General features: G+C 70.0%; 11 protein-coding genes. 9 read left to right on the forward strand and 2 right to left on the reverse strand.

Features of this window, described 5'->3' with window-relative positions:
* Positions 1-2: 2 nt before the first annotated feature.
* From OG488_RS39095 to OG488_RS39105, 3 genes are all read left to right on the forward strand, one after another.
* Complete coding sequence (locus tag OG488_RS39095) at positions 3-206, forward strand: ferredoxin (RefSeq protein ID WP_329239526.1); 204 nt, start codon at positions 3-5, stop codon at positions 204-206.
* Positions 207-333: 127 nt separating this feature from the next.
* A complete protein-coding gene (locus OG488_RS39100) occupies positions 334-1,296 on the forward strand; it encodes a GNAT family N-acetyltransferase (protein WP_329239529.1) in 963 nt (320 codons plus the stop codon).
* A gap of 81 nt (positions 1,297-1,377) precedes the next feature.
* On the forward strand, positions 1,378-2,991 hold the full coding sequence (locus tag OG488_RS39105; protein ID WP_329239533.1) for an FAD-dependent oxidoreductase: 1,614 nt from the start codon (positions 1,378-1,380) through the stop codon (positions 2,989-2,991).
* 7 nt (positions 2,992-2,998) lie between these two features.
* Here the strand turns inward: OG488_RS39105 and OG488_RS39110 are convergent, their stop codons facing one another.
* On the reverse strand, positions 2,999-3,520 hold the full coding sequence (locus OG488_RS39110; protein ID WP_329239535.1) for a MarR family winged helix-turn-helix transcriptional regulator: 522 nt from the start codon (positions 3,518-3,520) through the stop codon (positions 2,999-3,001).
* Between the two features lie 125 nt (positions 3,521-3,645).
* Here OG488_RS39110 and OG488_RS39115 point away from each other — a divergent pair, with 125 nt between their 5' ends.
* The 5 genes from OG488_RS39115 to OG488_RS39135 all read left to right on the forward strand — a co-directional run bounded on the left by OG488_RS39115 (position 3,646) and on the right by OG488_RS39135 (position 10,946).
* Positions 3,646-5,181 (forward strand): FAD-dependent monooxygenase, encoded by a 1,536-nt coding sequence (locus OG488_RS39115; RefSeq protein ID WP_329239538.1) that lies wholly within the window; start codon positions 3,646-3,648, stop codon positions 5,179-5,181.
* 150 nt (positions 5,182-5,331) lie between these two features.
* Positions 5,332-6,309 carry a quinone oxidoreductase family protein gene (locus tag OG488_RS39120; protein ID WP_329239540.1) on the forward strand — a complete coding sequence of 326 codons (978 nt, stop codon included), beginning with the start codon at positions 5,332-5,334 and terminating at the stop codon, positions 6,307-6,309.
* Between the two features lie 173 nt (positions 6,310-6,482).
* Positions 6,483-8,066 (forward strand): MDR family MFS transporter, encoded by a 1,584-nt coding sequence (locus tag OG488_RS39125; protein ID WP_329239543.1) that lies wholly within the window; start codon positions 6,483-6,485, stop codon positions 8,064-8,066.
* A 199-nt stretch (positions 8,067-8,265) separates the two neighbouring features.
* Complete coding sequence (locus OG488_RS39130) at positions 8,266-9,297, forward strand: methyltransferase (protein WP_329239545.1); 1,032 nt, start codon at positions 8,266-8,268, stop codon at positions 9,295-9,297.
* Between the two features lie 44 nt (positions 9,298-9,341).
* Positions 9,342-10,946 (forward strand): FAD-dependent oxidoreductase, encoded by a 1,605-nt coding sequence (locus OG488_RS39135; protein ID WP_329239547.1) that lies wholly within the window; start codon positions 9,342-9,344, stop codon positions 10,944-10,946.
* 148 nt (positions 10,947-11,094) lie between these two features.
* On the opposite strand, the gene OG488_RS39140 is transcribed toward OG488_RS39135, so the two are convergent.
* Positions 11,095-12,684: an FAD-dependent monooxygenase gene (locus OG488_RS39140; RefSeq protein ID WP_329239550.1), complete on the reverse strand. Its 1,590-nt coding sequence runs from the start codon at positions 12,682-12,684 to the stop codon at positions 11,095-11,097.
* Positions 12,685-12,917: 233 nt separating this feature from the next.
* Between OG488_RS39140 and OG488_RS39145 the strand changes: the two genes are divergently transcribed.
* The gene (locus OG488_RS39145; RefSeq protein WP_329239553.1) at positions 12,918-13,370 is read left to right on the forward strand and encodes an anthrone oxygenase family protein; all 453 of its coding nucleotides are present in this window, start codon (positions 12,918-12,920) and stop codon (positions 13,368-13,370) included.
* Positions 13,371-13,457: the final 87 nt, after the last annotated feature.

Genomic DNA, 13,457 nt, shown 5'->3' on the forward strand with positions numbered 1-13,457 from the left:
CCGTGCACATCTCGGTCGACTCCGACCGGTGCATCGGCTCCGCCCAATGTGCCGTCACCGTGCCCTCCGTCTTCGAACAGGACGAGGACGGACTCTCCACCGTCATCCCCGGCCGTGAGGACGGCGGCGGCGAGCCGCTGGTGCGCGAGGCTGTCCGGGCATGCCCGGTGCGAGCCATCACCATCAAGGAGACGGAGGACGCGTGACCACGCGCCTGCCGGGCCACGTGAGCCCGGCAGGCCACCCTCGACGGCTCGGGGCACGGACGGTGCGGCGTCCGCGCCCCGAGCCGTTCTTGACGGAACCTCAAGTGGTCCCGGCGACGATGAATCCATGGACATTCGCAGCCTAGACGGCGACGATCCCGCCACGATCGCCCTCCTCCTGCCGGGCTTCCAGGAGACGATGAGCCTCGAACTGCCCGGCGATCCGCCGGTGTCGCAGGCCTTGCTGGCCCGGCTACTTCAACGCCGCCACGGCGCCGACCGGATCGTGCTCGCGGCCTTCGACGCTGACCGGCCGGCCGGCTGCACCAAGCTCGGCCTCGACCTCGGTGTGCCGAACGGACCCGGCCACGGCTCGCTGTGGGTCTTCCCGTCCTGTCGCCGCCGGGGCGCAGGTACCGCCCTCGTCGATGCCGCTCGTGCCGAACTGCGCACCCGAGGCCGGGGCCGCCTGATGGTCGACGCCCCCCGCACCCCGGCCGCGGAGGCCTTCGCCGCCACCTGCGGCGCCGAGCTGCACGGCACCAACCTGCGCAACCGGCTCTTCTTGAAGGGCCCGGCCCGTGCCGGCGTCGACGAGCTTGCCGACCGCGCGGTGCCGGGCCACCGGCTTGTCCACTGGAGCGACCGCTGCCCCGATGCGCTGGTCGGCCTCTACGCCCGCGCATGGGGTGCCCTGGACGTGCCCATCAACGGCCAGGCGGAGGTCCGTGCCCCCACCGCCGCCGACGTCCGCTCCCGCGAGGCCGAGGCAGCGCGCGCCGGACACCGTCAGTACGTGACCGCTGCCGTCGACACGGCCACCGGCGAGGTCGCCGGGTATGCCACCCTCTTCGTCCGCGACAGCCCGATGGCCGACGCGGGGGAGACTCTGGTCCTCACCGACAGGCGCCGCCAGGGCATGGGTACCTGGATCAAAGCCGGTCTCATCGCCCGGACCGCGGTCGAGAACCCCCACCTCGCCCTGGTGCAGGCGTGGAACGACGTACGCAACGACGCCGTCCTCGCTCTCAACCGCCGCCTCGGCTTCGTCGCGGACAGCTCCTGGTCGACGTACTCGGTCAAGGCATGAGCTCCCGAGGGAAGTTCGAGTTCTGGTCCACCGGTCACTGCCACGATCCGCACAGACCGGAAACCGCGAGAGGGGTTCTTTGTGAGTAGCAGCGGCACACGTGTACTGATCGTCGGTGGCAGCCTCGTCGGCCTGTCCACCGCCGTCTTCCTCGCCCATCACAAGGTGCCGGTCACCTTGGTCGAACGGCATCCCAGCACCTCCATCCACCCCCGCGCGGTCGGCTACTACCCGCGCACCGCCGAGCTGCTGGCCACGGTCGGTGTGGAGGAAGCCGCCAAGGCCGCCGCCGCCGGCTTCGAGAAGCACAAGACCCGCGCGGGCGTCGAGTCCCTCTCGGGCAAGGTCTTCTTCGCCAAGGAGGAACTGGAGGGCGGAGACGAGCTCGCGGACCTGACTCCTTCCCCCCTGCTGCTGCTGCCCCAGGACCGCCTGGAGCCGATCCTGCGCGCCCGCGCCGAGGAGCTCGGTGCCGACCTGCGGTTCAGCACCGAGCTCCTCTCCTTCACCCAGGACGACGAGGGGGTCAGCGCCGTCGTCCGCGGCGCCGACGGCAGTGAGACCACTGTGGCGGCCGACTACCTGGTGGCGGCCGACGGGCCGCGCAGCTCCGTGCGCGAGTCCCTCGGGGCCGAGCGGGAAGGCCGGGGCGTGCTCTCCCGGCACGTGAGCATCGCGTTCGGCGCGGACTTCGGCGCAGTGCTGGGTGAACGCCGCTACAGCGTGGTCCACGTCGAGAACAACAAGGTCACGGGCATCCTCGTTCACGACGACACCCTCACCGAGGGCACTCTGATCGTCGGCTACGACCCTGCGAAGGGTGAGGGGCTGGACGATTTCACCGATGCCCGCTGCACCGAACTGGTCTCCGCCGCCATCGGCTCGGACGAGGTCGAAGTCACCATCCGCTCCCGCTTCCCGTGGGACATGGCGGAGCTGGTCACCGACGACTTCGTGCACGGCCGTGTACTCATCGCGGGCGACGCCGCCCACCAGATCCCGCCCACCGGGGGGTACGGCGCCAACACCGGCATCGCCGACGCCTTCAACCTGAGCTGGAAACTGGCTTCGGTACTCGAGGGCACCGCCGGCCGTGCGCTGCTGGACACGTACCAGGACGAGCGCCGGCCGGTCGGCGTGTACACCGCGCAGCAGGGGTCACTTCAGCTCGCCGTACGGTCCCGGACCGCGACCGAGGAACAGCGGGCCGCCACTCACGACGCGATGCGCGTCACCATGGGACAGGCCTACCCTTCCGGTGCGTTCGTCGACGAGGAGGGCGCGGAGCGGCTGCCGCTGACCTCCGATCCGCGTGATCTGCGCGGCGAGCCGGGCACTCGCGCCCCGTATGTGGTGCTGGAGCGCGACGTCGCGCCGGTGACCACGCTCGACCTGTTCGGCGACGGCTTCGTGCTGCTTGCCGGGGCCGAGGGCGGATCCTGGGCGGAGGCGGCCGCAACGGCTGCATCGGAGCTGGGCCTGGACCTGACCTTTCACCACATCGCACCGGCCGCCGGGGAGGGTGCGCTGACCGACGTGGAGGGCCGCTGGGCCGAGGCGTACGGAGTGGGCGCGGCGGGCGCCGTGCTGGTCCGCCCCGACGGCATCGTCGCCTGGCGTACACGTGAGGGCGTCCCCGCCGGTGAGCGGGGCAGGGCGCTCGGAGGGGTGCTGCGCGCCGTTCTGGCGCGATGACCGGAGGTCAGCTGTTGGCGGAGGCACTCTGTGCCTGCGCGACCGAGTCGACGTACTTGATCAGCAGACGGGCGAGCTGCTGACGTTCGTCATCGGGCCAGTCCCGGGTGATGAACTCAAAGGCCGCCCGCTGATGCCGGCGGAAGGCCGCCAGCATCGCCAGTCCCTCGTCCGTCATCTGCAGGATCGTGCGGCGCCCGTCCTGCTGAGATGCGGCGCGGATCAGGTATCCGGCGGAGATGCAGTCGGTGACCATGCGGCTGGCCACGGAGGGGTCCACGGCCAGCCGCTCGGCGACGACGCCGACGGTGATCTCCTGCCCGTCGTGCTCGGGTCCCTCGTCCACGATGTTGAGCACCAGCGTCCGCGTCATGTCCTTCCGGGACACCGGGCTTTCCACGTTCAGCGCTGAAGCACGGCGCAGCCGCGAGAAGGCCGGACCGACCGCGTCGAGCGGGTCCACGGCGGCCAGTGGGCCCTGCGTGGACGGGAGCTGGGTGGGCTTCTGCCTGGTGGTCGAGGTCTCCATGGCAAACATCCTAGGCGCGGCGATTGAGGACAGCGAGCATGTGTATGCTCGCAATCTGTTGCATGTTGTCAAGCATATAATTTTCCTCCGATCAAAACCACCTCCATCCCCCTGGAAGGATCGCAATGCCGGACACCAAGGACTTCGACTTCGACGTGATCATCGTCGGCGGCGGCCCGGTGGGCATGCTGCTCGCCTCCGAGCTCCGTATCGGCCGCGCCAAGGCCGTCGTACTGGAGAAGCTCACCGAGCGCACCCCCCACTCCAAGGCGTTCGGGCTGCACGCGCGCTCGCTGGAGTCCCTCGATCGCCGAGGTCTGGCCGACCGCTTCCGCGACGGTGCCCGCTCGTGGAGCAACGGTCACTTCGCGGGCCTCGACGTCTGGGTCGATTTCTCGCTCCTGGACAGTGCCCACAACTACGCCCTGCTCTCCGAGCAGACCCGGACCGAGCGCCTGCTCGAAGAGCGCGCCGAGGAGTTCGGCTGCACGATCCGCCGCGGCCACGAGGTCACGGCCGTCCGCCAGGACCAGGACGGCGCCGAGGTCGACGTCATCGGCCCTGAGGGGTCGTACACCCTGCGCGCGCAGTACGTCGTCGGAACCGACGGCGGCCGCAGTCTGGTCCGCAGGTCCGCGGCGATCGCCTTCCCCGGCACCGGCGGCCGCGTCACCGCGCGGCTGGCCGACGTCGTCCTCGCCGACCGTGAGAACGCCCCGATGGGCATGGAGCGCACCGAGAGCGGGCTGCTCTTCTGTGTGCCGCTCGACGAGAAGTACCACCGGGTGGCCACCTTCGACTTCGAGAAGGGCAGGGAAGCGGGCACCGAGCTCGGCTTCGAGGAGTTCAAGGACAGCGTCCGCGAGGTCTGGGGCGACGACATGGGCGCCTCCGAGCCGCGCTGGCTCTCCTGGTTCACCGACTCCGCCTGCCAGGCCGAGACCTACCGCAGGGGCCGCATCCTGCTCGCCGGCGATGCCGCCCACACCCACTTCCCGGTCGGCGGCCAGGGGGTCAACCTGGGCCTGCAGGACGCGCTCAACCTCGGCTGGAAGCTTTGCGCCGACATCAACGGCTGGGGCGGAGAGGGGCTGCTCGACACATACGACGAGGAGCGCCAGGAGCCTGCGCGTCAGGTGCTGGCCAACACCCGCGCCCAGATCGCGCTGATGAACCCCGACCCCTACGTCACCCAGCTGCGCGAGCTCTTCCAGGACCTCATGCAGAAGGATCAGGTCAACCGTCACGTCGCCGAGATGCTCAGCGGTGTACGAGTCCGCTACGACCTGCCGGGCCCCGCGCACCGGCTGCTCGGCGACTTCGCCCGCGACCTGAGGCTCAAAACCGAGGAGAAGGTCGAGACCCTCCCGAAGTTCCTGCGCCGCGGCAACTTCGTCCTGCTCGACCTGGCCGGCCGGCCGGAGATCGCCGAGGAGTACGAGAAGTGGGCCGCGCCGCTCGACTGGGCCGGCCGTGTCCTCCGAGTCGTCGCCGAGTGCGAGGACGAGCCGGAGCTGGCCGGTGTGCTCATTCGCCCCGACGGTTACGTGGCCTGGGCCGCGGACCGCAGTGCCTCGCCTGCCGAGATCGCCGAGGGCCTGCGTACGGCCATCGAGACCTGGGCCGGAGTCACCGACCCGACCCGCGCGGTCTTCAGCTGACCCGGCCGCCGTCCGTAAGGGACTGGCAAAGAATGCCTGCATCACTTAAACGATGTGGACGTACAATCAAATGCATGCAAGCATGCACATGTATCCGGGCTAGGCGACAGCGATCCGCGACGGCCCGACGGAAACCTGTTTGGAGAAATCATGCGAATCATCCGCCACTACGAGCACGGCGCACCGTCCGTACTGCGCCTCGAAGAGGTGGAGAAGCCGCAGCCCGGGACGGGCCAGGTCCTGATCCGCGCCGAGGCCATCGGAGTCACCTTCGCCGAGGTCCAGCGCCGTCAGGGCATTCCGATCGGCGGCCACGCCGGGCTTCCCGGTGCGCCCGGCGGCGATGTCGCCGGCACGATCGAGGCGGTCGGTGACGGCGTCACCGGCTTCGCCGTCGGTGACCGCGTCGTCGGCGACATCGACCAGAGTGCCTACGCCGACTACGTCGTCGCCGGCACCGACTGGCTCATCAAGATCCCGCAGGACCTCGACGCCGCCGCGGCGACCCTCCTGCCCAGCCCGGCCCAGACCGCGTACCACGCGATCAGGGAAGCCGGCCGCCTCCAGCCCGGCCAGACCATCCTGGTCGACGCGGCCTCCGGCGGCGTCGGCCACCTGGCCGTCCAGATCGCCAAGGCTCTCGGCGCCGGCAAGGTCATCGCCACCGCCAGTACCCAGGCCAAGCTCGACTTCGCGCGCGAACTCGGCGCCGACGTCACCATCAACTACAGCGACGAGGACTGGACCGACCAGGTCCTCGCCGCCACCGACGGCCGCGGCGCCGACATCGTCCTCGAGACCGTCGGCGGCGACGTCCTGCTGAAATCCCTGGGCATCACCGCCCAGTTCGGCACCCTCGTCTTCTACGGTTCGGCCTCCGGCGACATCCCGGATCTGCCCACCCTCGCCCTGTCCCGAATGAAGAACGTTGCGGGCTTCAGCCTCTACGCGATGCTCTACAACAAGCAGGACGCCGTCGCCGAGGGGCGGCGCCACCTGTTCGAGCTCATCGCTTCCGGCCAGGTGAAGCCGATCGTGCACGACCGCCTTCCGCTCGACGAGGCCGTCAAGGCTCACGAGCTCCTGGAGGCGCGCGCACAGCTCGGCAAGATCGTTCTCGTTCCCTGAGACGCCGCTGAGCAGGCGGCCGGCCGGTCAGCCAGGACAGGTCAGCCGCCCTCACGGTCCCGCAGTAAAGATTCCCCTGAGCCCTTTTCGGGGCCAAGAGCCAGGTGACGCCGACCCGCTTCGAGCGGCCGGTGCGACGGGGAGCACACACCGATCCGAAAGGCGGCACCACCTTGCCCGCTCCCACTGCTCAGGTACCCGGGGGCCTGCACCCCTCCGGCACCAGGACCACCCCGGTCATGGTCGCCTGCATGCTCTCCGCCTTCGTGGCCATCCTCGACCTGCAGATCGTCGCCACCGCCCTGCCCCGCATCGCGGGCGACCTCGGCGGTATCGACCTCTTCGCGTGGGTGACCATCGCCTACGTCATCGCCTCCAGCGTCACCACGCCGGTCTACGGCAAGCTCGGCGACCTCTTCGGCCGCAAGGTCACCTACCTCTCGGCGATGGGCCTGTTCCTGCTGGGCTCCGCGCTCGCCGGCGCGGCCGGCTCCATGGAGCAGCTCATCGTCTTCCGCGTCGTGCAGGGCCTGGGCGCCGGAGGCCTGTTCGTCTCCGTCCTCGCCATCATCGGTGACCTGTTCACCCCGCGTGAAGGCGCCAAGTACTACGGCATGTTCGGCATGGTCTTCGCCGGTGCCTCCCTCGCCGGCCCCGCGATCGGCGGCATGCTGACCGACGCGCTCAGCTGGCACTGGGTCTTCCTGGTCAACCTGCCCGTCGGCGCCGTGATCGTCGTCCTGCTCGCCAGGTACCTTCACCTGCCCAGGACGGTCCGCGGGGGGGCCAAGCTCGACTACGCCGGCATCGTCACCCTTTCCGGGGCCATCATCGCCCTCACCCTCCTCACGTCGTGGGGTGGTGTCGAGTACGCATGGGCCTCTCCGCAGATCATCGGCCTCGGCCTCGGCACCCTGCTGTTCCTCGGCCTGTTCATCAAGGCGGAGTCCACCGCCGTGGAGCCGATCGTGCCGCTGCGCCTCTTCAGGGACTCCACCTTCACCATCTCGCTGCTCGGCACCATCATCTGCGGCATCGTCTTCGTCGGCGCCGTCCAGTTCCTCGCCCTGTACGTCCAGGTCGTCACCGGTGCCAGCCCCACCACATCCGGCTTCATCCTGCTGCCGATGATGCTGGGCCTCGTGCTCTCCTCCGTGGGCTCCAGCAGGATCATCGGAAAGACCGGCAGGTACAAGGTCTTTCCCATCCTGAGCATGGCCCTCGGCATCATCGGCGCTCTCCTGCTGTCCACCATGGACACCGAGACCCCGCGCGCCCTCGCCATCCTCTACATGGCCGTCTTCGGCTTCGCCTCAGGTCTCTCCGCCCAGGTCTTCACGCAGGCCGCCCAGAACACCGCGCCCCCGCAGGACATGGGAGCTGTCTCCGGCACCGTGACCTTCGGCCGCTCCTTCGGCACGTCGATAGGGATCTCGCTCTTCGCCGCAATCTTCTACGGCCGCCTCACCGACGAGCTCGCCACCCGCGTGCCGGCCGGCGCGCTCAACGGCATCGAACACAACTCGCTCTCCTCGAACGAGGTCCTGGACACGCTCGCCGCCCCGGTGCGCAGCGCCATCGAGGAGTCGTACTCCGCCTCACTCACCCCGGTGTTCACCGCCGCGGTGCCGATCCTCGCGCTCGGCCTGGTCCTCACCCTGCTCATGAAGAACCTCAAGCTCCGGTCCCGCCACCACGGAGGGGACCAACAGGCCGAGGGCCCGGCCTCGGCCGACAGCACCCCCGAAACGGCCTGATCACATCATCCCCCGTATGTGACTCAAGGCCGGAAGTGCCGCCCCCACCGCGACTCGCGGCAGGGGCGGCACTTTCGGCGTGCCCGGGGCAGGCACCCGACGCTCGCGCTTCAGAGCGCTTCGAGCGGGACTCCACGCGAACCGGCCATCGTCAGGAGCAGGACCGAAGCGGTCCCTCACGGCTCGCTAGGAGGCTCGCGTGACAACGACCGATGACCGTACGACGGCCGCGGCGGTCGACCCCGGTCCGCTGATCAAGCTGACCATCGCGGACTGCGCAGCCAAGGTGCTGCACAGTGCGGTGACCCTCGGCGTGTTCGCCGCCCTCGCCGAGGGCCCTGCCGGTGCGGACCACGTCGTCGCCGCGACCGGCCTGCACAAGCGCATGGCCGCCGACTTCCTCGACGCGCTGGCCGGCCTGGGCCTGCTGGAGCGTACGGGGGACCAGTACGGCAACGGACCACTGGCCGAGGCGTACCTCGTCCCGGGCACCGCCACCTACCTGGGCGGCTTCGTCGAGCTGACCAACGAGACCCTGTACGGCACCTGGGGGCGGCTCACCGAGGCCCTCACCACCGGAGCCCCGCAACACCTCGACCCCGACAAGGGCGGCTTCGTCGGGGACAAACACAAGGACCCGGGGAAGATGAAGCGCTTCTTCGCGGGCCTCGACGCCTACAGCGACCGCATGGGCATCGAGATCGCCGGCGCCGTCGACTGGAGCAGCCACACGTCCTTCGTCGATCTCGGTGGCGCGCGCGGAAACCTCGCCTCCGTCCTGGTCAAGGAACACCCGCACCTCAAGGCCGGGGTCTTCGACCTGGAGCGCACCCGCCCGCTCTTCACCGAGCACACCACCCGCCTGGGCCTGAACGACCGCATCGAGTTCACCGGCGGCGACTTCTTCACGGACGACATCCCGAAGGCCGACGTCATCGTGCTCGGCCACATCCTGCACGGCTTCGACACCGACCGGCGCCAGGATCTGCTGCACCGCGTCTTCTCCGCGACCAACCCCGGCGGCCAGGTCCTCATCTACGACCGGATGATCGACGACGAGCGTCGCGACGCCGAACGCCTGCTCTCCAGCCTGCACATGCGCCTGGTCAGCCAGGACGGCTCCGAGTACCGCGTCGGCGACGTCCGCACCTGGCTCACCGAGGCCGGCTTCACCAGCAGCACCGCGGAGCCGCTGCTCGGCACCCACACGCTGGTCACCGCCACGCGATGACCGCTCAGACGCAGCCGCCCGACCCGACCACCCAAGGAAGCAGCATGAGCCAGGAGAACGTTCCCGTCCTCATCGTCGGCGGTGGCCTCACAGGCCTGTCCGCCGCCGTGTTCCTCGCCCACCACGGGGTGAGATCCACGCTTGTCGAGCGTCACCCCGGGACCTCCACCCACCCCAAGGCCCGGGCCATCAACCCGCGCACCATGGAGCTCTACCGCGCGGTGGGCATGGAGGAGCGCGTCAGGTCAGGCCGTTCGCCGATCTCCGGCAACACCGACCTGGTACATGTCGAGACCCTCGCCGGCAACGAGCGGGTCCGCATGCCCAATGCCTCCATCGAGGACATCAGCCGGATCAGCCCCGCCCAGTGGACCCTGATCGACCAGAACCAGCTCGAGCCCATCCTGCGCAAGCGGGCCGAGGAGGTCGGCGTCGACCTGCGCTTCCACACCCGTCTGGACGCCGTCACCGAGGACGCCGACGGCGTGACCGCGACCCTCACCGACGTCGGCACCGGCGAAAGCACCGAGCTGCACACCGAGTACGTCATCGCCGCGGACGGCAGCCGCAGCCCGGTCCGCGAACTCCTCGGCATCGGTTCCCACGGCCGCGGCACCCTCACCAATCTGGTCAGCTTCTTCTTCGACGCCGACCTCGAGGAACCGCTTCGCGGCCGGAAGATCATCGCCGCCTACGTCAACAACCCTGAAGTCCGAGGCACGATCATCCCGATCGACAACGACCGCAAGTGGGTCATCAACGTCTCCTTCTTCCCCGACAAGGGCCAGAGCGCCGAGGACTTCACGCAGGAGCGCTGCGTCGAACTGGTCCGCGCCGCGGTCGGCGTCCCGGACCTGCCGCTGACCATCGAGTCGGTCGACATGCCGGCCTGGGACATCTCGGCGCGGGTCGCGGACACCTTCGTACGCGGCCGCCACCTCATCGCCGGCGACGCCGCGCACGTGATGCCGCCCACCGGCGCCTTCGGCGCCAGCACCGGCATCCAGGACGCCTACAACCTGGCCTGGAAGCTGGCCCTCGTACTCTCGGGCAAGGCCGGGCCGGCGCTGCTCGCCTCATACGACGCCGAACGCCGTCCGGTCGCCCAGGAGACGGTCCGCCAGGCGATGCTGCGTTTCGCCGTCCGCGAGGGCAAGCAGTTCCAGGACGTCGCCAAGGACCTGGTCGACGAGACGACGATGACCTTCGGATATGTCTACCCGGCCGGTGCGTTCGCCGGTGATGAGGCCGAGGGCCGGAACATCACCGAGAATCCGGACAAGCCCAGCAGCCGCCCCGGCGCCCGTGCCCCGCACGTGGTCATCGAGGGCGCCCACGGCCCGTTCTCCACCGTCGATCTCTTCCCGGTCGGCTTCACGCTGCTCACCGCGGGCCCGGCCGCCCCATGGGCGGCAGCGGCTGACGTCGGCCGCGAACTCGGTCTGGTTCTCAACGTCCGCGGCATCGGTGCGAACGGCGACTACTCCGACACGGAGGGCACCTTCAAGGAGCGCTACGGCCTCGGGGACGGCGGCGCGGTCCTGGTCCGCCCCGACGGCATCGTCGCCTGGCGCTCCGAAGGCAGCCTCCAGGGCGACGTCGGCCGGACCGTGACCGGCCTGCTGCGGGACATACTCAGGCTCGCCTGACCGTCGGCAACGCCACGCAGGACCGGCGCGCCTCCCGGATCTCCGGGAGGCGCGCCGGTCTTCGGTCATCCGGCCGGATGACCGGCTCCGGTGCTGCCGCGGCCGGCCCGTGACGAGCGAGCGGGCCGGTGCCCCTTACGGCTGCGGCTCAGGCCGAGCGCCCGAGCAGCAGCTGAACGGCGGCTGACAGCTCGACCGCCGGGTCCGCGGGCTGTTCGACCGAGCGCCAGGCCACGAACCCGTCCGGGCGGACGAGCACGGCGCCGCCGGTCGTGATCCCGTACTTCTTCAGGAAGCCCTCGGTCACCTCGACCGGCTCCTCCCCGCCCACTTCGTGAAAGTCGAAGACGAGGCCGGTGAGCCGGGACACCTGTCCGGCCGCCCGCTCCCACAACCCGGCATCGGGACCGGCCAGCAGCCACCAGCCGCCCTTGAGCAGGTCGTGCAGCGGGGTGTCGGCGCCGCCGGCCCGCAGCTGGAAGTGCGGTGCCCGGGTGCCGGGACGCCCCGACGGCTGGGTCGGGTCCTCCACCAGGGGGCCTTCGTCCCCGCCGGACTCCGGCAGCACCGCGCCCGAACGGTAGGCATGACCGAACAGCACAGTGGTCTCCGGCCGGTGCCGGGCCGCGACCTCCTCGTCCAGACCGCTGCGCTGCAGATAGCGGATCACGCCCTGCTCGACGGTGAACTCCGCGACCGGGACCCGCTCCTGCTCGTAGGTGTCCAAGAGTTCGGCACCGGCCTGCCCGCGCAGGACCGACGCCAGCTTCCACGCCAGGTTGTGCGCGTCCTGCACCCCCATGTTGCCGCCGAACCCACCTGTGGGTGGCATCACGTGGGCCGCGTCCCCGGTCAGGAACACCCGTCCGGAGCGGAACCGGTCAGCGATGCGCGCGGCGACCTCCCAGCTGGTGCTCGACTCGACGGCCACCTCCAGATCCGGCACGCCGACCGCGGCGCGCACCATCTCGACGCAGTCCTCCTCGGAGTACTCGGCGTGGGTCTCCTGCGGAGGCAAGCTCGGCGCCAGCACCCAGCGGTCCGCGTCGTCGAGCCGGCCGAGTACGCCCTTGACCTTGTCGTTGCTGACGAAGCAGAGGAAGAACCGGCGGTCCGCCACGTACTCGTCGAGCGCCGCGTGGAAGATGACGTTCATCTGGCGACCGAAGACACCCTGACCGTGCGTGCCGATTCCCAGCCCCTCGCGGACAGTGCTGCGAAAGCCGTCCGCCGCCACCATGTACGGGGCGCGGACAGTGTTCTCTTCGCCGCTCCGCACATCCCGCAGCACAGCGGTGACCCCGTCGGCGTCCTGCTCGTAGCGCACCATCTCGGTGGCGAAGCGGATGTCCGCCCCCAGCTCCTCGGCCTTGGCACGCAACAGGGGCTCGAAGCGGTCCTGCCCTATCAAGGTCCATCCGGTCGTACTGACCTCGTTCGGATCGTGACGGAACGGCCCGTCGAAACGGCCCAGCTCGCGGCCCGTGAGCGACTCCACCTGCAGGATGTCGCCGTACTGGGCATGCGGATTCTCCTGCGCGCGCACCTTCTGCTCCAAGCCCAGCGCACGCATCAGCTCCATCGTGCGGGGGCTCGCAGCCTGGGCCCGCGGATGTGCCGAGATGTGCGCATGGCGTTCCACAAGGATCGACCGGATGCCCTGCTGGGCCAGGAACAGGGCCTGCGCCAGGCCCACCATGCTGCCGCCCACGATCAGTACGTCGGTTCGCTCCGCCACCGGATGTGCTCCCTTGTCTCGATGCCGTTCCGTCTCGATGCGGTTCCGGACACTCCCTGCCAGCGAACACCGCTCGGCTAGAGGACCGCTCGGGCTGTGAACGCGCCCCGCGGCGTCCTTTCGGCCGCCTTCGGTCACGGTCCGGTCCGTCCAGACCGCTTCGAGCGGCACGCGAGGCCCGGCTGAAACCGTCAGAGCGCTGCTGACCCCTGCTGGACGGGAGGACCAGGGACGTGGTGGAAACCCTGAGTGTGCTGGTGCTGTTGGGCACCGGCTTGGTGGCGGGGGTGCTGTTCGCCGTGGCGGTCAGCGTCATGCCCGCCCTGATCGCGATGCCGCCCGAGCGCTACGTCGACACACACAAGCTGCTCGGCAAGCGGTACGACCGCATCATGCCGTTCATCGTGAGCGGCTCCGTCGTCATCGACGCGGCCTTCGCCGTCGGCGCCGACGAGAGCGGACCACGCGTGCTCTTCATCGCCGGCGCCCTGGCGATGGCCGGCGTCGCCGTCGTCTCGCAGACGCGCAACGTACCCATCAACAACCGGGTCAAGAAGACGCAGCCCGAAGACCTCGGGCCGGGCTGGGAGGACCCGCGCATCCAGTGGCGTGACTGGCACCTGCTGCGCACCTGCTTCGCCGTCATCGGCTGCTCCCTGACCGCTGCCGCGGTGGTGCTCTCATGACCGCCGGGACCGGAGCCGGCCCCGCGGCGGGGCTGAGCATCTCCCGGGCCCTGCGCGGCGCCGAGGAACAGGCCGCCGCCAACGCCC

Origin of the sequence: Streptomyces sp. NBC_01460 (assembly GCF_036227405.1) — a bacterium.
Lineage (GTDB): Bacteria > Actinomycetota > Actinomycetes > Streptomycetales > Streptomycetaceae > Streptomyces.

Bases quoted from the DNA above. Each gene is read 5' to 3' on its own strand.
- OG488_RS39100 (WP_329239529.1), top strand. From the start codon at position 334: ATGGACATTCGCAGCCTAGACGGCGACGATCCCGCCACGATCGCCCTC.
- OG488_RS39110 (WP_329239535.1), bottom strand. From the start codon at position 3,520: ATGGAGACCTCGACCACCAGGCAGAAGCCCACCCAGCTCCCGTCCACG.
- OG488_RS39115 (WP_329239538.1), top strand. From the start codon at position 3,646: ATGCCGGACACCAAGGACTTCGACTTCGACGTGATCATCGTCGGCGGC.
- OG488_RS39120 (WP_329239540.1), top strand. From the start codon at position 5,332: ATGCGAATCATCCGCCACTACGAGCACGGCGCACCGTCCGTACTGCGC.
- OG488_RS39135 (WP_329239547.1), top strand. From the start codon at position 9,342: ATGAGCCAGGAGAACGTTCCCGTCCTCATCGTCGGCGGTGGCCTCACA.